19 protein-coding genes are annotated in these 20,418 nt (G+C 63.4%); 10 read left to right on the top strand and 9 right to left on the bottom strand.

Going from position 1 to position 20,418, the window contains the following annotated elements; all coding sequences use genetic code 11:
- Window positions 1-103 precede the first annotated feature (103 nt).
- Window positions 104-526: a nucleoside-diphosphate kinase gene (gene ndk / locus VOI21_RS11665; RefSeq protein WP_323770054.1), complete on the bottom strand. Its 423-nt coding sequence runs from the start codon at window positions 524-526 to the stop codon at window positions 104-106.
- Window positions 527-731: 205 nt separating this feature from the next.
- Between ndk and VOI21_RS11660 the strand changes: the two genes are divergently transcribed.
- The 4 genes from VOI21_RS11660 (at window position 732) to VOI21_RS11645 (ending at window position 4,962) form a co-directional block, all read left to right on the top strand.
- Entirely contained in the window at window positions 732-2,591 is a 1,860-nt protein-coding gene (locus tag VOI21_RS11660) for an ABC-F family ATP-binding cassette domain-containing protein (protein WP_323770053.1), read from the top strand.
- A 91-nt stretch (window positions 2,592-2,682) separates the two neighbouring features.
- Window positions 2,683-3,651 carry a hypothetical protein gene (locus VOI21_RS11655; RefSeq protein WP_323770052.1) on the top strand — a complete coding sequence of 323 codons (969 nt, stop codon included), beginning with the start codon at window positions 2,683-2,685 and terminating at the stop codon, window positions 3,649-3,651.
- A gap of 51 nt (window positions 3,652-3,702) precedes the next feature.
- On the top strand, window positions 3,703-4,323 hold the full coding sequence (locus VOI21_RS11650) for a MarC family protein (RefSeq protein ID WP_323770051.1): 621 nt from the start codon (window positions 3,703-3,705) through the stop codon (window positions 4,321-4,323).
- A gap of 57 nt (window positions 4,324-4,380) precedes the next feature.
- The gene (locus tag VOI21_RS11645) at window positions 4,381-4,962 is read left to right on the top strand and encodes a retropepsin-like aspartic protease family protein (protein WP_323770050.1); all 582 of its coding nucleotides are present in this window, start codon (window positions 4,381-4,383) and stop codon (window positions 4,960-4,962) included.
- Between the two features lie 37 nt (window positions 4,963-4,999).
- Here the strand turns inward: VOI21_RS11645 and VOI21_RS11640 are convergent, their stop codons facing one another.
- Both VOI21_RS11640 and VOI21_RS11635 read right to left on the bottom strand, forming a co-directional pair.
- On the bottom strand, window positions 5,000-5,458 hold the full coding sequence (locus VOI21_RS11640; protein WP_323770049.1) for a DNA polymerase III subunit chi: 459 nt from the start codon (window positions 5,456-5,458) through the stop codon (window positions 5,000-5,002).
- A 25-nt stretch (window positions 5,459-5,483) separates the two neighbouring features.
- Window positions 5,484-6,950: a leucyl aminopeptidase gene (locus VOI21_RS11635; protein ID WP_323770048.1), complete on the bottom strand. Its 1,467-nt coding sequence runs from the start codon at window positions 6,948-6,950 to the stop codon at window positions 5,484-5,486.
- 136 nt (window positions 6,951-7,086) lie between these two features.
- Between VOI21_RS11635 and lptF the strand changes: the two genes are divergently transcribed.
- The 6 genes from lptF to rsmA are packed head-to-tail and all read left to right on the top strand — an operon-like array spanning window position 7,087 to window position 14,538.
- Window positions 7,087-8,223: an LPS export ABC transporter permease LptF gene (lptF, locus tag VOI21_RS11630; RefSeq protein WP_323770047.1), complete on the top strand. Its 1,137-nt coding sequence runs from the start codon at window positions 7,087-7,089 to the stop codon at window positions 8,221-8,223.
- A complete protein-coding gene (gene lptG / locus VOI21_RS11625; RefSeq protein ID WP_323770046.1) occupies window positions 8,220-9,314 on the top strand; it encodes an LPS export ABC transporter permease LptG in 1,095 nt (364 codons plus the stop codon). The genes lptF and lptG overlap by 4 nt, the downstream gene beginning before the upstream one ends.
- Complete coding sequence (locus tag VOI21_RS11620) at window positions 9,311-11,479, top strand: LPS-assembly protein LptD (protein WP_323770045.1); 2,169 nt, start codon at window positions 9,311-9,313, stop codon at window positions 11,477-11,479. Before lptG ends, VOI21_RS11620 begins: the two co-directional genes overlap by 4 nt.
- Complete coding sequence (locus VOI21_RS11615; RefSeq protein ID WP_323770044.1) at window positions 11,467-12,690, top strand: peptidylprolyl isomerase; 1,224 nt, start codon at window positions 11,467-11,469, stop codon at window positions 12,688-12,690. The genes VOI21_RS11620 and VOI21_RS11615 overlap by 13 nt, the downstream gene beginning before the upstream one ends.
- Window positions 12,687-13,658: a 4-hydroxythreonine-4-phosphate dehydrogenase PdxA gene (gene pdxA / locus VOI21_RS11610; RefSeq protein ID WP_323770043.1), complete on the top strand. Its 972-nt coding sequence runs from the start codon at window positions 12,687-12,689 to the stop codon at window positions 13,656-13,658. The genes VOI21_RS11615 and pdxA overlap by 4 nt, the downstream gene beginning before the upstream one ends.
- 37 nt (window positions 13,659-13,695) lie before the next feature.
- Window positions 13,696-14,538 (top strand): 16S rRNA (adenine(1518)-N(6)/adenine(1519)-N(6))-dimethyltransferase RsmA, encoded by an 843-nt coding sequence (gene rsmA / locus VOI21_RS11605; RefSeq protein ID WP_323770042.1) that lies wholly within the window; start codon window positions 13,696-13,698, stop codon window positions 14,536-14,538.
- A gap of 15 nt (window positions 14,539-14,553) precedes the next feature.
- Here the strand turns inward: rsmA and VOI21_RS11600 are convergent, their stop codons facing one another.
- The 6 genes from VOI21_RS11600 to VOI21_RS11575 all read right to left on the bottom strand — a co-directional run bounded on the left by VOI21_RS11600 (window position 14,554) and on the right by VOI21_RS11575 (window position 20,320).
- Window positions 14,554-15,423, bottom strand: a complete 870-nt coding sequence (locus VOI21_RS11600) for a DUF4167 domain-containing protein (RefSeq protein ID WP_323770041.1) — start codon at window positions 15,421-15,423, stop codon at window positions 14,554-14,556.
- Between the two features lie 213 nt (window positions 15,424-15,636).
- Complete coding sequence (prmC, locus tag VOI21_RS11595; protein ID WP_323770040.1) at window positions 15,637-16,485, bottom strand: peptide chain release factor N(5)-glutamine methyltransferase; 849 nt, start codon at window positions 16,483-16,485, stop codon at window positions 15,637-15,639.
- A 5-nt stretch (window positions 16,486-16,490) separates the two neighbouring features.
- Window positions 16,491-17,540, bottom strand: a complete 1,050-nt coding sequence (gene prfA, locus VOI21_RS11590) for a peptide chain release factor 1 (protein WP_323770039.1) — start codon at window positions 17,538-17,540, stop codon at window positions 16,491-16,493.
- A gap of 64 nt (window positions 17,541-17,604) precedes the next feature.
- Entirely contained in the window at window positions 17,605-18,018 is a 414-nt protein-coding gene (locus tag VOI21_RS11585) for a DUF1499 domain-containing protein (RefSeq protein WP_323770038.1), read from the bottom strand.
- Between the two features lie 104 nt (window positions 18,019-18,122).
- Window positions 18,123-19,091, bottom strand: a complete 969-nt coding sequence (gene speB, locus VOI21_RS11580; RefSeq protein WP_323770037.1) for an agmatinase — start codon at window positions 19,089-19,091, stop codon at window positions 18,123-18,125.
- Window positions 19,092-19,159: 68 nt separating this feature from the next.
- Window positions 19,160-20,320: a M20 aminoacylase family protein gene (locus VOI21_RS11575; RefSeq protein ID WP_323770036.1), complete on the bottom strand. Its 1,161-nt coding sequence runs from the start codon at window positions 20,318-20,320 to the stop codon at window positions 19,160-19,162.
- Window positions 20,321-20,418: the final 98 nt, after the last annotated feature.

Here is a 20,418-nt window from a genome sequence, read left to right as displayed (position 1 = left end):
ACAGTGCACGCGGCGACACAATCGAGTCAACGACTCTGTTCTATAACAAAATGGGCCGCCCCCAACGGGAACGGCCCATTCTTAAGTCGCAAAACGGAACGGCTCAGCCGACCAGTTCAAGACCCGAGAAGAAGAAAGCGATTTCTTCTTTGGCCGTGTCCGGCGCGTCCGACCCGTGAACCGAGTTTTCGCCAACCGATTCGGCAAATTCTGCGCGGATGGTGCCCGGTGCGGCGTCGGCGGGATTGGTTGCGCCCATGACTTCGCGGTTCTTCAGGATGGCGCCCTCGCCTTCCAGAACTTGCACGACAACCGGCTCGGACGCCATGAATTCGCACAGTTCGTCGTAGAACGGACGCTCGGCGTGCACGGCATAGAACTGGCCGGCCTGCGCCTTGGTCAGGTGAATGCGCTTCTGCGCGACGATACGCAGGCCCGCTTCTTCGAACTTGGCGTTGATCTTGCCGGTCAGGTTGCGGCGGGTGGCGTCGGGCTTGATGATCGAGAATGTGCGCTCAAGGGCCATGGGATGCTCCATCGGGTTCGTCCCGGACTTTGTGCCCGGGTCATGAATGATGCGCGGGGCGGTAGCATGGGCCGTCCCGATTGGAAAGCCCGCCGATGCATCCCGCGCCATTAGTCTGCACCCAAGCGCCCCTTGTGCGCATCTCTTTTGCCCGCCACGTCGCCGTGCATTGACACCTCCGCGCGCCTCTGGCACGCGCCATGCCATGTTGAAGATCGAAAACATTTCTTTTTCCGTGGACGGCCGCCCGCTGTTCGACGGGGCCAGCGCCACAATCCCTGACGGTCACAAGGTGGGCCTTGTCGGGCCAAACGGTGCGGGCAAGACCACGCTCTTTCGCCTGATCAAAGGCGAGCTGACGCTGGACGGCGGCGATATCTCCTTGCCGCAACGCGCCCGCATCGGTGGCGTCAGTCAGGAAGTGTCTGCGTCAGAGACCTCGCTGATCGACACCGTGCTGGAGGCCGACACCGAACGCGCCGCCCTGATGGCCGAGGCTGAGACCGCCACAGGCGTGCGCATCGCCGAGGTGCAAACCCGCCTTGCCGACATCGACGCATGGAGCGCCGAGGCCCGCGCCGCCACCATCCTCAAGGGGCTGGGCTTTGACGATGACCAGCAGAAACAGCCCTGCTCTGCCTTTTCGGGTGGCTGGCGGATGCGTGTGGCGCTGGCCGGTGTGCTTTTTGCCCAGCCCGACCTGCTGCTGCTCGATGAGCCGACCAACTATCTGGATCTCGAAGGTGCGCTGTGGCTGGAAAGCTACCTGATGAAATATCCGCACACGGTGATCGTCATCAGCCACGACCGCGGCTTGCTGAACCGCGCGGTCAATACGATCCTGCATGTCGAGGACCGTAAACTAACCTACTACGGCACGCCTTATGACGGGTTCGTCAAGCTGCGCGCCGAAAAGCGCGCGCAACTGAGCGCGACGGCCAAGAAACAGCAGGACCGCCGCGCCCACCTGCAAGGGTTTGTCGACCGCTTCCGCGCCAAGGCCTCCAAGGCCAAACAGGCGCAGGCCCGCCTCAAGATGATCGAGCGGATGGACATGGTCACCCCGCCCGAAGAGGCCGCCAAACGGGTGTTCTCGTTCCCGCAGCCCGATGAACTGTCGCCGCCGATCATCAATATCGAAGGCGGGTCAACCGGCTATGGCGACACCGTGGTTCTGCGCAAACTGAACCTGCGCATTGATCAGGACGACCGGATCGCGCTGTTGGGCAAGAACGGTCAGGGCAAATCGACCCTGTCAAAACTGCTGTCTGACCGCTTACCGCTGATGGACGGGCGCATGAGCCGCTCGTCCAAGCTGCGCATCGGCTATTTCGCCCAGCATCAGGTCGATGAGCTGCATCTGGACGAGACGCCTTTGCAGCACGTCCAACGCGAACGCCCCGGCACGCTGCCGCCAAAACTGCGCGCCCTGCTGGCCGGGTTCGGCCTGATGGCGGCACAGGCGGAAACAGAGGTCGGACGCTTGTCGGGCGGTCAAAAGGCGCGCCTGTCGCTGTTACTGGCCACGCTCGACGCGCCGCACCTGTTGATCCTGGATGAGCCGACCAACCACCTCGATATCGAATCGCGTGAGGCCTTGGTCGAGGCGCTTACCGCCTATTCCGGTGCCGTGATCCTTGTCAGCCACGACATGCACCTGCTGTCGATGGTGGCGGACCGGCTTTGGCTGGTGGGGGATGGCACGGTGAAACCCTACGAGGATGACCTTGACGCCTACCGCACCATGCTGCTGACACGCGACGCCCCGGCGAAACCTGCAAAATCCGCCAAAGCCGCACCGGAAAAGCCCAAACGCCCCTCGCGCGATCAGATGCAAGAGCTGCGCTCGGACGTCCGCAAATGCGAAGACCGCATAGCCAAGATCGAAGATATGCGTGAAAAACTGGCGAAAAAGCTTGCTGATCCCGCATTGTACGAGAATGAAAAGGTCGGCGAACTTGAGGTCTGGAACAAGAAATACGCCGAGGTCATGAACGCCCTCCACCGTGCCGAAGTGATGTGGGAAACGGCGGCGGAAAAGCTGGATGCGGCCGAGGGCACCTGAAATGCCGCCCTATCGGTTGACAGGCAGATCGCTGCGCATAATCCTTGGGGCATATCCGTTTTAGCCCAGAGTTTTTGCCCAGAGAATTGCCATGCGACCGGCCACATTGATTGCGCTTCTGACTCTTTTCTCCAAACCAGCCACCGTTTTGGCGGGCACGCTGACACCGGTTGGTCCCCTGCCCTATGACGACACCCATCCCATGGCGCGGGATGGCTGCACACATCAGTTTCAAGGCATCGTCGACAAGGGCGATCTTGACCTGTTCCGCGCCCTTCCGACGAATCCGCAAGTGGTGGTGTGCCTGGATAGCCCCGGTGGATCATTCATGGAGGGAGTCGCCATTGGCGAATATCTGCGTGAGGCCGGGATCTGCACCCGGTTGCAGGCCGGCGCGACCTGTGAAAGCGCCTGTGCGCTTGTGTTCATGTCCGGCACCTACATTGCGGACGAAATCCGGTTCAAGGACCCTCAAAATCCCGATTATGTCGACGAGTGGCAGTTGGGCCCGTGGCCCTGGCGCAGCATGCATCCCACGGCCCGTCTGGGCCTGCACGCACCCCGTCTGAACGTACCAAAGGGGCAATATGATGAGGCCACAGTCACGCTGGCCTATGACGCGGCGTTGAAATCCCTGTCAGAGTTCAGCACCCGCCTGATGCAAACCGGGCCCAGCGACCCGATCCTGTTCAATCCAGATATGTTCTCGATGATGATTGCCACTCCGCATGATCAGATGTTTTACATCGACACGGTGGATTTGGCGGGCCGATTTGACATTCGTGTCGGACCAGTGATCCCACCCATCACGCCGAACGCAGATAGCCTGATTCAAGCCTGTATCACCTTTTACAGATGGGCCGAGGATCTGGGCAGTAACACAGATGCCGATAGCCTGCCCGGCGCAGAGGTCAGCGGAACATCCGTCACATTGATGAACGGTCTGGACTGCAACTTTGAAAAAGGGGGACAGGACACTGTCTGGCGTTACTATCTTTACGATTTTCCGGACATTGCCTTTTACCCCCCTCAAACACCGCTATCCGCTCTGGCCCCCTGATCTGGCAGCACAAGACTGGACAGCGGGCCTGCCCAAGGCTACCGAACCGTTATGGACACCGCTTTTCTCATCAGCGCCTTTGTCACCCTTTTGGTGGTGATCGACCCGATCGGGCTTACCCCGATCTTTATCGCGCTCACCCAAGGCACCGATGCGCGCCACCGCCGTATGGTGGGCTACCGCGCCTGTGGCATCGCGTTTGGTATCCTGACGCTCTTTGCCTTTTTCGGAGAGGCGGTGCTGGGGTTCATCGGAATTTCCATGTCCGCTTTCCGGATCGCGGGCGGCATTCTGCTGTTCATCACCGCGCTGGATATGCTGTTCGAACGTCGCACCAAGCGGCGCGAGGACAAGGCCGATGAAGAAGAATTCCCCGACCCTTCGGTCTTTCCACTGGCGATTCCGCTGATTGCCGGACCGGGGGCCATCGCGTCGATCATCCTGCTGGTCGGCCAGACTGGCGACACGGTCGAGGTCGTGTCTATCCTTGCCGTCATGTTGGCCGTCCTGCTGGTGGCCTTGGCGCTGTTCCTGATCGCCGGGCCAATCGAACATCTTCTAGGCCGCGTCGGAATCAACGTCGTGACGCGCATTCTGGGGATGCTGCTGGCGGCGCTGTCGGTGCAATTCGTGCTGGACGGGCTGCGCAATTTCGGACTTGCACCCGCCTGACCCTGTTACCCGCCGCGCAAATCCCTATCTTTTGGACGAACCACAGGGAAACGTGCCATGTCCGGAGACCAGATCGCCAATCTCATCTACCTCGTGCTGCTGGGCGGCGTGCTGGTCAGCTGGTTCTTTGTTCAGGGACGCGCAAGCCTTGGCAAGACAATGCAGCAGATGGCGGCATGGGCGCTGATTTTCGTCGGCGTGATAGCGGTTTATGGATTGTGGACCGACATTCGCGGCACCGTCATGCCGCAGCAGATGGTCTTTGGCAGCGAGGGCCGGATCGAACTGCCGCGCGCGCCGGACGGACATTACTACGTCACCCTGCGGATCAACGATACACCCACGCGTTTTGTCGTGGACACCGGCGCTAGCTCGGTCGTTTTGACACGCGCCGCGGCGGAACGCGCCGGGATTGACGTGGCAAGCCTGCACTTCCTGTCTGAGGCCATGACCGCTAACGGCACGGTCCAGACAGCACCGGTCACGCTGGACACGGTCACGCTTGGCCCCTTTTCGGATCAGCGTGTGGCGGCCTATGTGAACGCGGGCGAGATGCAAAATTCGCTGTTGGGGATGACCTATCTCGACCGATTTTCCAGCCTACAGATCGCCGGTGGAAAATTAGTGCTACAGCGATAAGGCAGACCCGAATTTTCGCCGAAAATTCGTCTCCCCCTCAGCTCTCTGCTTTCTTCTCCCAGCGCCCCGATTCCTCTGACCAATATTGCGCCTTGCAGCCCGCCCCGGTCAGGGACCTCCATTGGTCACGGGCCCGTTGCAGGGCTGCACCGTCCCGCCCGTCGAACAAGACACAAACCCTGTCCAGCGTGGTGACCTCTTCGGCCACCACCTCTGCCCCGTCTATGGCCATCAGGCAGCCCGGCTTATTGACCGCCTGCATTTCAGTGGTCAGCAAAATCGGTTGATCGGCGTCATGCGGCCCACCAGACAGGCCGTGTGGCAGGAACCCATCCTCGGGTCCCTGCCACAGTTTCTGGTCCAGCCAGTCCATGCGCTGCGGATCGGTGCCGCGCACCGCGACCCGCCAACCGCGGCCAAGGGATTTCCCCAACAGATCCGGCAGAACCGCTTCAAGCGGTCGCCGCGTCAGGTGGTAGAAATACGCCTCTCCCATGTGTGGCTCCGACCGCCGTTGCGCCTCAGTGGCTCTCGAACCGGTCGCGCACCAGCCGGTCCAGCGCCATCACGCCCCAGCCGGTCGCGCCCTTGGGCGAAAGATCGGTGTCTTTGGTCACCTGTGCCACCCCCGCGATGTCGAGGTGGATCCACGGCATGCCATCCTTGACGAAGCGTTGCAGGAACTGCGCCGCCGTGATCGCTCCGGCAGGCCGACCGCCGACGTTCTTCATGTCGGCTTTCTGGCTCTTGATCAGATCGTCATAGCTCTTGCCCAACGGCAGACGCCATGCACCCTCGCCCTCGGCCGCCGCCGCCTTGAGGAAGTCACCGGCCAGCGCGTCGTCGTTCGAGAAAACGCCTGCGTTGTCATGACCCAGCGCGATGATGCAAGCCCCGGTCAGCGTGGCCAGATCGATCATCGCCGAGGGCTGTTCGCTTTCCTGCGCGTGCCACATCACATCCGCCAGCACCAACCGCCCCTCGGCATCGGTGTTGATAACCTCGATGGTGTCGCCCTTCATCGAGGTGACGATATCACCCGGACGCTGCGCCATGTGCGAGGGCATGTTCTCGACCAGACCGACCATTGCCACCACATGCGCCTGCGCCTTGCGCAGGGCCAGTGTCTTCATCACACCGGCGACGGTGCCGGCACCACCCATGTCCATGGTCATATCTTCCATGCCCTGCGCGGGCTTGAGGCTGATACCGCCGGTGTCAAAGACAACGCCCTTGCCGATCAGCGCCAGAGGCGCGCCCTCGGCCCCCTTCCAGCGCATCACAACAACCTTCGACGGCATCGCCGACCCCATGCCCACGCCCAACAGCGCGCCCATTCCCAGTTCGGTCAGCTTGTCCTCTTCCAGAACCTCAACCTCCAGCCCGGTGTCGCGCAGCGCTTCCAGCCGTGCGGCGAATTCCGTGGTCGTCAGCACGTTGGCTGGTTCGGACACCAGATCTCGGGTAAAGGCCACACCCTCGGCCACCGCATGGGATGCCGCAAAGGCGGCTTGCGCCTCATCGGGGGCTTTGACCATCAGTACGGCGGCGGCGGGTGCCTCATCCGGTTTCGACTTGCGCGCGGTGAAGGCATAGCTGCGCAGGGCCGCGCCAAGGGCGATCTCTTCGGGCAGGCGCGTGGCCTCGACCAATACCGTCAGCGCCGACTTTCCAGCCAACCGTGCCAGTGTCCCACCTGCCTTGCGGGCTTCGATCAAGGCAGGGCGGCGCGCCAGCTTGACGATGTCCAGCGCCTCGACGATCAGACCCGACGGCCAGGCAAGGGTCAACGCCTCGCCGGGGGACAGCTTGCCGAACGGTGCGCTTTCGACCGCACGCCCCAGCGCGCCTTTTGTCAGCCGGTTGAGACGCCGCGCGCCGGGGCTGAGCGCGCCTTCGGGTGAAACAACAACGGCGAGGCGTCCCTCGACTTCGTCAAGCCCGTCCAGAGCCACCTCGGCAAAGCTGATTGCACGCAGATCGGTCATAAGTCGTCGTCTCCTGAGCTGAGTTTCGCCCAAGAGAGGTAACGCCCCCCGTCTCGGTTGACCAGTGCCACCTTTCCCAATTCCACACGATGGATTAGGGTGCCGCCACCTGCTTTGGTCTGGGGGGACCACGCGATTGCAAAGATTCGACAGATATGTCCTGTCGCAACTGATGGTAGCGTTCGGCTTCTTCGCCCTAGTCCTTGTGTCGGTCTATTGGGTGAATAAGGCCGTTGCGCTGTTTGACCGTCTGATTTCGGACGGCCATTCGGTTGGCGTGGTGATGGAATTCACCGTCCTGTCGCTGCCTGCGGTGATTACTTTTGTGCTGCCCTTGTCGGCCTTCGCCTCATCGGTTTATGTCACCAACCGGCTCAGCAGCGACAGCGAACTGACAGTGGTGCAGGCAACGGGGTATTCCCCGTGGCGCTTGGCCCGTCCGGTGTTGTTGTTCGGGTGCGTGGTGGCGCTGATGATGTCGATGCTGACGCATCTTTTGGTGCCCAAATCGCTGGAACAATTGCGCATCCGGGAAAAGGCGCTGTCCGGCTCACTCAGCGCGCGGCTGCTGCGCGACGGCGCGTTTCTGCATCCGATTGACGGCGTGACCTTCTACATCCGCGACATCACCGCAGAGGGTGAATTGCGCGACGTGGTGCTGTCGGACCGGCGCACGGTCGGGCGCGACGTGATCTATACCTCCGAGCGCGCCTATCTGTTGCGCGACGACGAAGGCCCCAAACTGGTGATGCTGACCGGCATGGCGCAGAACATGGATCTTAACACCCGCCGCCTTTCGACGACGAATTTCAGCGAACTGATCTATGATGTTTCGGGGCTTGTGACCTCGACCGCGCCGACCAAGCGACGCCTGAATTACATGTCCACGTGGGAGTTGATCACCCAGCCCGCCGCCGCCGCGGCCGAGGCCAAGGACACCCCCGGTGAGGCCATCGAAGAAGGCCACCTGAGATTCCAACTGCCACTTCTGGCGCTGACCTTCTCGCTGATTGGCTATTCGGCACTGATGGTCGGGGGGTTCTCCCGGTTCGGAGTGACCCGCCAGATTGTCTTTGCCATCGGCCTGCTGGTCTTTGTCAAAGTGCTGGAAAGTGCCGTGACCGATCCGGTGCGCGGCGACGACAGGCTGTGGCCTTTGGTCTATCTGCCCAGCATCGTCGGGCTGGTCTTGGCGACCGTATTGCTGTGGGTGGCCGCCCGTCCGTTCCGCCCCGGACGCGCGCGGGCGCGCACGCAGGAGGCCGCCGCGTGACCCTGCATTTCTACTTTGCCCGCCGATTCCTTTGGATCTTTCTCAGCGTTTTCGGGGTCTTCGCCCTGTTTCAGGGCCTGCTTGACCTGATCGAGGAAATGCGGCGATTCGACTCTGACGTGCGTTTCGGGCAAGTGGTGCAGGTCACCTTGATGAAACTGCCCGGTGCCATCTACGAAATCGTGCCGCTGGTGATGATCCTGTCGACCGTGGGATTGTTCCTTGGGCTGGCGCGGTCGTCGGAACTGGTGGCCGCGCGGGCGGCGGGACGGTCCGGCGTGGCCACGCTGATGGCACCTGTCACCGTGTCGCTTGTCATCGGTGGGCTGGTCGTCGGTTTGATGAATCCGATCGTCTCTGCCACGTCCAAACGCTATACGGAACTGCGCGAAACCCTGGAAAGCGGCAGCGCCTCGGCGCTGTCGATCGGTCCCGAAGGGCTGTGGCTGCGGCAAGGCGGCAATCAGGGTCAGGCGGTGATCCATGCCGCCCGCGCCAATGCCGAGGCGACAGAACTGTTTGAGGTGTCCATCGTCACCTATGCGCCGGGAGGCGGGCCAGCGACTCGCATTCTTGCCAAAAGCGCGCGGCTAGATGACGGGTTCTGGGTGCTGACTACCGCCAAGGCATGGCCGCTGACCCCGGGCCTGAACCCGGAAACCGGCGCAAAAGAACATGAGACCCTGCGCCTGCCCTCCAACCTCACGCAGGACAGCATCCGAGACCGGTTTGGCACGCCTTCGGCGGTGGCGATCTGGGATTTGCCCGCCTTTATCGAGGGCCTCGAAACCTCCGGATTTTCGGCACGTCGCTATGTAGTCTGGTTGCATATGGAACTGTCCCGGCCGCTCTTTCTGATGGCGATGACCCTGATCGGCGCGGCCTTCACCATGCGGCCCACGCGCCTTGGCCGCACCGGGATCGCCATTCTGTCTGCGGTCCTGCTTGGCTTTGGCCTGTATTACGTGCGAAACTTCGCACAGATCATGGGGGACAATGGCCAGTTGGCACCGCTTGTGGCGGCATGGGTGCCGCCGGTGGCCTCGGTTCTTCTTGCAATGGGGTTGGTTCTGCATATGGAGGACGGATGACCCGCGTGTTTTACCGTCTTGTCCGGCTCCTTTGGGTGCTGTGCGTTCTGGGGACAGCGGCCCAGTCGCAAGACACGGCCGAGACCGGCACCGTACCTGCCATGCTTGTGGCCGATGCCGTCTTTGTCGAGAGCGGTGAAAGGCTGATTGCCACTGGCAACGTCGAGGCCTTCCACAATGGTCTGCGCATGACTGCCGGGCGGATCGTCTATGACGGGACGACAGACCAACTGTTCATCGACGGCCCGATCCGGATCATCGACGAGCAAGGCAATATTCTGCTCGCCACCTACGCCGAGATGGATCAGGGGTTGCAAAACGGTCTTCTGGCGGGCGCGCGGCTGGTTCTGGACCAACAATTGCAGGTTGCCTCGGTCGAGGCGCGCCGTGTGAATGGCCGCTATACACAGTTCCGCAAGGTCGCCGTCACCTCCTGCCTTGTCTGCGGCGACCGACAGGTGCCGCTCTGGCAAATCCGCGCCTCGCGCGTTGTACATGATCAGGAAGAACGCCAGTTGTACTTCGACAATGCGCAGTTCCGCGTGCTTGACGTACCGGTGTTCTACTTTCCGCGCCTGCGCCTGCCTGACCCCACGCTCAAGCGCGCGCGGGGCTTTCTCTATCCAAGCTTCACCAGCAGCACCCTGCTGGGCTTCGGGGTCAAGACACCGTATTTCTTTCCGATCGGCCGCCATCAGGACATCACCCTGACGCCCTTTCTGTCGCCCAAGACTCGTACGCTGGAATACCGTTACCGCCGCGCCTTTCGCACCGGTAACCTGACGCTGACGGGGGCGCTGTCCTCTGACACGCTGATGTCGGACGGGCCGCGCGGCTACCTTTTCGCGGTTGGCGAATTCAAGGTCGCGCGCGACTACAAGTTCAGCTTCAACCTCAAGGGCGTCAGCGACGATTCATACCTGTACGACTACGACATCACCGACGTCGACAGGCTCAAGAGCAACCTGTCGCTGACGCGGGTCACCGCCGACAGCTTTATGGACACCAGCGTCCTGAACTATCAGTCGCTGCGCGACTATGAAGACAACGCAACGCAACCACGCTTTATCGCGGACTACCGCAGGGAACGGCGATACTTCCCCGGCATTGGCGGAGAGTTCCGGTTCGGAACCGAGATTCACGGCCACCTGCGCCAGTCCACGCGCGACACCGATGGCCCAGACGACGATACCGAAATCGACGGGCGCGACGTCACGCGGATCAATGCAGAATTCAGCTGGCGTAACCGCTGGACCCTTGCGGGCGGGGTGCGTGCGGGTCTGACGGGGCATCTTTGGGTCGATCGTTATGTGACCGAACAGGATGCGATTTCGGACCCCGAGGTCAGCCGCGCCGCACCCGGCGTGGCGGTCGAGTTCCGCTATCCCATGCAGCGTCAGGGGGTTCGCGGCGGACGTACCTTGCTGGAACCGGTGGTGCAGCTGGGCTGGGTCGGGGGCGACCGTCTGCGAAATCCCAACGACGAAAGCACCCGGGTCGAATTCGATGAGGCCAACCTGCTGTCCCTGTCGCGCTTTCCCGCCTCTGACCGGCGCGAGCATGGCACGACCCTTGCCGCCGGTCTGCGCTGGCTGCATCAGGCCCCCGGTGGCTGGTCCACGGCACTGACGCTGGGCAAGGTCTGGCGGGATACCGCCGATGCCGATTTCTCACTGTCCTCCGGGCTGGACGGGACACAGTCCGACCTGCTGATTGCAGGCCGCTTTGCCAACCGGCTGGGCCTGACGCTGTCGGCGCGCGGCCTGCTGGACAGCGATGCCAAGTTTTCCAAGGCCGAGGCCCGCGCCGGCTGGTCCAATACACGGATGGATCTGGGCGCATCTTACCTGCTGCTGGTCACCGACGCCGACGAGGATCGCACCCAGCGGCAGTCCGAATGGACCTTTGATGGCCGCTATCAACTGACCCGCAACTGGGCCACGTCAGGCGAGGCACGCTATGACCTTGCCGATGACCGGCTTGACCGTATCGGTCTGGGCCTGCAATACCGAAACGAATGTATTCAGGTGGATTTTCAGGCAACGCGGAACTACGCATCCGCTACAAACCTGGAACCCTCCACCGATTTCGATCTGACCGTCGCGCTAAGAGGCTTTGGCGCTGGCGCCAGTGGCAAGGAGTATCGCCGCACATGTTCATTCTGACCCGCCTGCTTGCACCGGTCCTCGCGGTCCTGTCGATCACCCTGAGCCCCGCGCCGCTGGCCGCGCAAAACCTTTTTGCCCCCGCCATTCAGGTGAACGACAGCGTGATCACCAACTACGAGATCGAGCAGCGCAAGCGCATGTTGCAGGTGCTCAGCGCGCCGGGCAATCTCGACACGCTCGCGCGCGAGCAGTTGATTGACGACCGCCTGCGCATTCAGGCCGCCCGCGACAATGGCATTCGCCCGACAGAGCAAGAAGTGCTGGACGGCATGGGGGAATTTGCCGGTCGCGCCAATCTGGACCGCGAACAGTTTGTCGCCGCTATCGGGGCCGAGGGTGTGGCCGAACAAACCTTCCGCGATTTCGTGGCCGCCGGTCTAAGCTGGCGTCAACTGGTGCAGGCCCGCTTTGGCAGTCGCGCCACGGTGTCAGAGGATGAAATCGACCGCGCCCTGTCAGTTCAGGGCGGCACCAGCACGGTGCGCGTTCTGCTGTCAGAGATCATCATGCCGATGCCCCCGGGTGAAGAGGCCGCCGTGCGCGCACGGGCAGAACGCATTGCACAGATCGACAGCTTTGGCGCGTTTTCCGCTCAGGCGCGGCAGTACTCCGCCACCGCCACCCGCGACGCCGGTGGTCGCCTGCCCTGGCAAAACCTGAACGATCTGCCGCCGCCGCTGCGCCCGCTTCTGCTGGGTCTGGCACCGGGCGAAGTGACCGCGCCCATCCCGCTCGACGGGGCCGTGGCCCTGTTCCAGTTGCGCGACATCGAGGAAACCGGCTTTACCCCGCAAGAGGTCAGCGCCGTCGAATATGCCGCCTACTACATGGCCGGTGGTCGGTCGCCAGAGACTCTGGCACGCGCGCGCGTGCTGGCGGGCAGCGTGGACCGCTGCGACGATCTTTACGGCGTCGCCAAGGGGCAGCCCGAAGAGGTTCTGGATCGCGGGACTTTGCCGGTCGAAGACCTGCCCACCGACATCGCGCTGGAACTGTCCAAGCTGGACCCGGGAGAAGTGTCGACGGCCCTCACCCGTTCCGGCGGTCAAACACTGGTCTTTCTGATGCTCTGCGGTCGGTCGTCCAAGATCACCGAAGACGTGGACCGGACAGAGGTCACCATTGGGTTGCGCAACCGCCGTCTGGCCACGCTGGCCGATGGTTATCTCGCGCAGTTGCGCGCCGACGCCCGCATCGTCAACCGATGACCCCTGCGACGCCGGTCGCTGTCAGCTGCGGAGAACCTGCCGGGATCGGGCCGGAACTGGCCGAGTCGGCGTGGCAACATCTGGGCCGCGACTTGCCGTTCTTCTGGATCGGCGACCCGGCGCATCTGCCGGGCCGTGTCCCGCACATCGTTCTGAACGACCCGTCACAAGCATCGGTGGGTATGGCGGAGGGCCTTCCGGTCTGGCCGCTGGACATGCCCGGCCCCCGCGTCCCCGGACAGCCGCAGGCTGCCCACGCGCCCGGTGTCATCGCCGCCATCGAAGAAGGAGTGCGGCTGGTCCAGTCCGGCGCGACCTCGGCGCTGTGTACCTTGCCGATCCACAAACAGGCGTTGGCAGAGGGCGCGGGCTTTGCCTACCCCGGTCATACCGAGTTTCTGGCCCATCTGGCCGGGGTGGACGAGGTGGTGATGATGTTGGCCTCTGACCGGCTGCGTGTCGTGCCTGTGACCATTCACATCGCGCTGAAGGATGTGCCCGCCGCGCTGACGCCCGACCTGCTGGAACGGCGCATCCGCATCACGCACGCGGCGCTTGTGACCCAGTTTGGAATTCCACACCCCCGCCTTGCGGTCGCTGGCCTGAACCCGCACGCGGGCGAAGGCGGTCGCATGGGGACAGAGGACGCCGCGCTGATCGCCCCGGTGCTGGACCGTCTGCGCGCCGAGGGGATGGACCTGCGCGGCCCGCTGCCCGCTGACACCATGTTCCACGACCGTGCCCGCGCCGGGTACGACGCAGCGATCTGCATGTATCACGATCAGGCGCTGATCCCGATCAAGACGCTGGATTTCGATGAGGGGGTGAACGTGACCCTTGGCCTGCCCTTCATCCGCACCTCACCCGACCATGGCACCGCTTTCGATATCGCGGGCAAAGGCGTGGCCAACCCCAGTTCCACGCTCGCCGCGCTGCGTATGGCCGCGCGGTTGGCGAGCGCGACATGACCAACACCAGACCTCGGAAAGAGGCCACCGGAAACACATGAGCCGTATCGACGACCTTCCCCCGCTGAGCGAGGTGATCAAGCGTCACCAACTGTCCGCCCGCAAATCGCTGGGACAGAACTTTCTGCTGGATCTCAACCTGACTGCCCGCATTGCACGGGTGGCGGGCGACCTGTCACAGACTGACGTGCTGGAGGTCGGCCCCGGTCCCGGCGGCCTGACCCGCGGCCTGCTGGCCGAGGGCGCGCGCAAGGTTCTGGCGGTGGAAAAGGACGCGCGCTGCCTGCCCGCGCTGGCAGAGATCGCAGAGGCCTATCCGGGCCGGTTGGAGGTCATTGAGGGCGACGCGCTGGACATCGACGCAGAGGCGCATCTGACGCCGCCCTACGCGATCTGCGCCAACCTGCCCTACAACGTCGGCACCGAGCTTCTGGTGCGCTGGCTGACGCCGCCGCAATGGCCGCCCGCGTGGCAGTCGCTGACGTTAATGTTCCAGAAAGAAGTGGCCGAACGGATCGTGGCAGAGCCGGGGTCCAAGGCCTACGGTCGACTGGCGTTGCTGGCACAATGGCGCTGTGACGCGCGGATTGCGCTGACGCTGCCGCCGGGGGCCTTTACCCCGCCCCCCAAGGTCAGCTCTGCGGTGGTGCACCTGACCGCCCTGCCCGCCCCAAGGTTCGAGGCGGATCCAAAGGTTCTGGAACGGGTGGTGGCCACGGCCTTCAACCAGCGGCGCAAGATGCTGCGCGCAGCCCTGAAAGGGCTGTCGCCGCAGATCGAGGATCATCTGGCCGAGGCCGGGATCGCCCCGACCGAACGGGCCGAACGTGTCCCGCTGGAGCAATTCTGCGCGCTGGCGCGCAGCCTTGCCTCAGCCTGATCTATTTCACCTGAATTATTCGGCGGCGTCCGGCGGCGGGGTATCGCCCGGCTCTGCCGAGACGGGCCGCGTGTCCGCCTCACCCGCGTCCGGTTTAGGCTCGGGCTTTTTGCGGGGTTTGCGCGGTGCGCGCGGTTTCTTGGGCTTTTCCTCTGCCGCAGGGGCTGCGGCCTCATCGGCTGCGGGCTGCGGTGCGTCTGCTTTAGGAGCCTCTGTCTTAGGGGCCTCTGTCGCAGGGGCATCAGCCGCAGGGGCCTCTGGCTTGGGGGCGTCGGGCTTGGGGGCCCGGGTTCTGCGCGCTGCGGGCTTGGGCTCTGCCGGGGTCACAGCGGGCTGTGTCTCGGCCCGCGATTCCGGGGTATCGACAAGACCGGGTCCATCGTCCTCTGCCCCAAGGTCCAGCACATCCGCCGACATCGGCGCGGCTGTCTCTTGCTTGGGTGCGTGAGGCTGACGAGCAGGCCGTTCCTGACGGTCAGACCGTTCGGGCCGGTCCGATTTCTCGGGCCTTTCAGACCGTTCGGGCCTGTCCGGTTGGTCGGTAGACCCATCGCGCTGCGACCGCTCACGGTCCCGCTGCGCCTGACGCTCACGGTTCTCGCGCTCTTGCTGTTCGCGCCGCGTATCCTGTTCGCGCTGCGCCTCGCTCAGCATCCGCATGTAATGTTCGGCGTGCTGTTGAAAGTTTTCGGCAGCGACACGGTCATTGCTCAGCGACGCGTCGCGCGCCAACTGGTTGTACTTGTCAATGATCTGCTGCGGAGTGCCGCGCACCTTGCCCTCCGGGCCACTGCTGTCAAACACTCGGTTGACGACATTGCCCAAATTGTTGGTGTTCCGGTTACGGTTGCTCTTGTTCCGCGAGCGGGATTTGGAAGAACGCATATTTTCTGATTTCCAGCCTTATTTATACGGCTCGGTGACGGGGCAAGGGCGCATCCTGCGCCAATCCGTTGGGGTCACCCTTATGTTGGCTTGTCGTTGCACAGGATCGGCAGGAGAGCCATTCGACTGAGCAGCTACAGTGAATATGCACATGGACAGATATGTGACAAGTCAAAATACCACAAAATCGGCGATTTCGGCAGGAAAAGGTCGCTAAATACGGCCACGCGTGCCCAGAACCACACGGTCGCGCCCGGCAAGGTCGGGGATCACACGCACACCGCGCAATCCGGCCTCTGCAAACAGCTTGGAAACGGCCATTCCCTGACTCGCGCCGATCTCGACCACCAGCCGCCCGCCCGGAGCCAGATGGGCGCTCAAGCCTGAGAGAATCGCCCGGTAGGCGGTCAGCCCGTCGGCCTCGTCGGTCAGGGCCAGCCGCGGTTCATATTCACGCACCTCGGGCGACAGAAAAGGCATCTCGTTCACCGCGATATAGGGCGGATTGGACACGATCAGATCAAAGGTATCCTCATCCGGGTCCAACGCCGCGTACCAACTGCCCTCACGCAGGTCCGCCCGCGCCTGAAGGTCCAGCGCATTTCGGTTCCAGTAGGCGACGTTCAGGGCCGACGTGCTGACATCGGTGCCTACGCCCACCGCGCCTTCCCGTTCGGCCAGCAGCGTCAGCAGGATACAGCCCGACCCGGTGCCAAGGTCCAGCACCGTGGCAAAGGGGTCCGTCAGGACCACCTCGATCAGGGTTTCGGTCTCGGGGCGCGGGTCCAGAACCTCTGGTGTGACAAGGAAATCGCGCCCGTAAAACGCCCGTCGCCCGATCAGGTGGCTGACCGGAACACGCTCGGCGCGCCGTTCGATCATGGTCAGGTAGACCACTTCAAGATCGGGATCGACGGGTTCGGGCAGGAACAGCGTCAGGCGACCCGGCGGCACCTTGAGCACATGCGCCATCAACCGGCGCGCATCGCGCCCCGGATCAGGCACCTCAGCCTCGGCCAGCCGGGCTGTGGCGCGTGACAACAGATCGGACCCACGGGACATCTTGGTCAGCCCCCTATCTCGGCCAGTTGCGAGGCCTGATGTTCCGCCGTCAGCGCGTCGATGATCTCATCCAGATCGCCCGCCATGACCTGCTCCAGCCGGTACAGCGTCAACCCGATCCGGTGATCGGTCAGCCGTCCCTGCGGAAAGTTGTAGGTGCGGATGCGCTCTGACCGGTCGCCAGAGCCGACCTGCGCCTTGCGGTCGGCAGAGCGCGTTGCATCCGCCTGCTGGCGTTGCTGATCGAACAGACGCGCGCGCAGAACCTGCATGGCGATCTCGCGGTTGCGGTGCTGCGATTTCTCGGAACTGGTGACGACGATGCCGGTCGGCAGGTGCGTTATCCTGACCGCCGAGTCGGTGGTGTTGACGTGCTGACCGCCCGCGCCAGAGGACCGCATGGTGTCGATGCGGATGTCGTTCGGATCAATACGGATATCCACCTCTTCCGCCTCTGGCAGCACGGCGACGGTGGCCGCCGAGGTATGGATGCGCCCACCGGATTCCGTTTCCGGCACCCGCTGAACGCGGTGCACGCCGCTTTCGTATTTCAGCCGGGCAAAGACGTTGTCCCCGGCGATCCGCACCACCAGTTCCCGCACGCCGCCCAGTTCTGACAGCTGTTCCTCGATCACTTCCCAGCGCCAGCCCTTGGCCTCGGCATAGCGTTGATACATGCGGGCCAGATCCCCGGCGAACAGCGCCGCCTCATCGCCGCCCGTCCCCGGACGGATTTCCAGCATCGCGGGCCGCGCATCGGCCGCATCGCGCGGCAAGAGCGACAGTTGCACCGCGCGCTCTGCCTCTGGCAGCCGCGCCTGCAACTGCGGCAGTTCCTCTTCAGCCAGCGCGCGCATCTCCGGGTCGTCCAGCATCGCCTCGGCCTCTGCGATCTCGGTGCACAGTTGCTCCCACTCGGTGATCTGGCTCACCACGGGTTTCAGCTCGGCGTATTCACGCCCCAGCGCCGCGATGTCACCATCGCCGGTGGACATGCGCGCCTCGACGAATTCGAGCCGTTCCTTGATCTGATGAAGTCTGTCTGTCGGGATCATGGGGATGCATTGCCCAAAGCACGGGGGCCGTCAAGCCGTCCCCGGCATCAGGGCCCCGGCCCCTTCAGCCTTCGTCGCCGCCCAGACGTTGCAACCAGTCCTCGACCCGTGCCCTGTTCACCCCAAGGTCCGACTGCCCAAAGCGTGAGCGCGCCCAAAGCTCCAGCACGTCGTCGTTTTCCCGCACCGTGGTGTAGTCGGGAAAGCCCATCCATTTCGACCGCGTGACATAGGTCACCTGCCCGTCGCCCAAACTGCCCGCCAGAACCTCTGTGCGCGGCGTCTCAAGAATGATCGCGTGAAGACGGTCGAATTTGGTCGCGCCCGCCGGAATCCGCCGCCGCACACCGGCGGCCAGATCCTGATCCGCGGTCACCTGCGGATCGACATGCCAGTCGGCAGGGTCAGAAGGCGCAAACCGGATCCAGGCCATCCCGCCCAGAACGATCAAAAGAAGAAGGAAAAATGCGATGCGCAAAGCGGGTCTCTTTCACGGTGCTCAAGCTGACCCCCGGCATGACATGCCAAGGGGCGATTCTGAAAGCCAAGGTTTCGCGACATCCCTGCGCGCTGCCGCACAGGTCATCCTGTCACGCGGCGGGTCCATCCCCAAAGGCACAGCAGTTCCATGCCCACATGCGCCGCGGCCACCGCCGTCGCGCCGGTGGTGTCAAACGGCGGCGACACCTCGACCACATCGCCGCCTTTCAGGTCGATCCCCGCCAGCCTGCGCAGGATCACCGCCGCCTGATGGCTGGTCAACCCGCCCCAGACCGGCGTGCCGGTGCCGGGCGCATAGGCCGGGTCGAGTGCGTCTATGTCAAAGGTCAGGTAACAGGGATGCTGACCGACAATCTCATGCACCCGCTCGGCAATGCGCTCTGGTCCCTCGGCATGGACCTGCCGCGCATCAAGGATGTTGAACCCCAGCGTATCGGGGTTGTCGGTCCGAATACCGATCTGCACAGAGCGTTCAGGCTCGATCAGCCCCTCTTTTGCGGCTTTGTACATGAATGTGCCGTGATCCACGCGCGCTGCGTCGTCATCGGCCCATGTGTCGGTGTGCGCGTCGAACTGGATCACGCTGAGCGGCCCGTGTTTCGCGGCATGGGCGCGCAGACAACCGTGCGTGACCGAATGATCGCCCCCCAGCACGATGCAGGCCGCACCTGCGTCCAGAATACCGCCCACGTGTTCCGCGATGCGGGCGGGCACCTCGGACGGCATGGCGTAGTCGAATGCCATGTCGCCATAATCCGCAATCGCGAACTCCGACAGAACGTCAAAGCCCCAGCCGTAAGGCATATCCATCGTCTGCAACAAAGACGCCTCGCGGATCGCGCGCGGACCCAGCCGCGTGCCGGGCCGGTTGGTGACCGCCTGATCGAACGGCAGGCCAGTCACGGCAATATCCACCCCGCTCAGATCCTTGGTGTATTTCCGGCGCAAAAACGACGGCGCCCCGGCAAAGACATTCTCGAACGACGGCCCCTTGAGGTCTTCGCGGGTAAAGGCGTGGTCGATCTGGCGCTTGGCGTCTTCAAGGCTCATGGCGGGCGGCCCTTTGCGGTGTCGGGGTGGGTGGGTGGGCGACGCCGCAAAGGGCCGCCCGGCACGGATCAGAGCGGCAGGGCCTTTTCGACCAGCCGCGCGAAAAAGCTCGCGCCGACCGGCGCTATCGTGTCGTTGAAATCGTATTTCGGATGATGGCAGACCGGCGTGTCGCCCTGCCCAAGGAAAAGATAAGCCCCGGGTCGCGCCTCCAGCATATAGGAAAAATCCTCTCCCGGCATGATGGGCGGTGCGTCGATATCCACCGCGTCGGCCCCCACCAATTCCCGCGCGACCTCCGCCGCGAATTCCGCCTGCGCGGGATGGTTGATCGTCGGCGGATACCCTTCGACGTAGTCCAGCGTTGCCGTCATGCCAAAGCTCTTGGCCTGATGTTCGACGATCTCGGCCATGCGCTCCTTGACGACGGCCTGAATGTCCTTGTCGAAATAGCGCACGGTGCCGTTCAGCATGGCCGTTTCCGGCACGATGTTCATGGCGGACCCGGTGTGAATCTGCGTCACGCTGACCACCAGCCGGTCCAGCGCGTCGACATTGCGGCTGACGATGGTCTGAAGCGCCTGCACCATAGAGGCCGCCGTCACCACCGGATCGCGGGTCTGGAACGGCATCGCGCCATGCCCACCCTGCCCGGTGATCTCGATCATGAATTCGTCCACCCCCGCCAGCAGCGCGCCACGGTTGGTGTGCAAATGACCAACCTTGCCGCCGGGCATGTTGTGGATGCCATACACCTCGTCGATGCCGAACCGGTCCATCATGCCCTCTTCGACCATGATGCGCCCGCCGCCCTCGTTTTCCTCTGCCGGTTGAAAGATCAGCGCGACCTTGCCCGCGAAATTCCGCGTCTCGGCCAGATATTTCGCCGCCCCCAGCAGCATGGTGGTGTGACCGTCATGGCCGCAGGTATGCGCCATGCCGGGAATGGTCGAGGCGTGTTCGGTGCCCGACAGATCCTGCATCGGCAGCGCGTCCATATCCGCGCGCAGGCCGATCGTCCGGCCCGGACCGCGCCCTTCGATGATGGCCACAACGCCGGTGCGCGCGATGCCCGTGTGAATGTCCGTGATGCCAAATTCCTTGAGCCGTTCGACCACAAACTCCGCCGTCTTGTAGCAATCCAGTCCCAGTTCCGGGTGTTGATGCAGATAGCGACGCCATTCCGTCATCTGAGGTTCCGACGCGGCGATGGAATTGACGATGGGCATGGGGGGACTCCTTTGTGAGGCAGATTGCCTGCTTGCGCCGGTATTGAAAAGAGCCAAGCGGGATCGCCTGTTGTGACGGGAATGCGCGTATTTTCAGA

Source organism: Antarctobacter sp. (assembly GCF_034670325.1).
Taxonomy (GTDB): domain Bacteria; phylum Pseudomonadota; class Alphaproteobacteria; order Rhodobacterales; family Rhodobacteraceae; genus Antarctobacter.
Note: the sequence above shows the minus strand (reverse complement) of the source record. Positions and strands in the feature narration are given on the sequence as shown.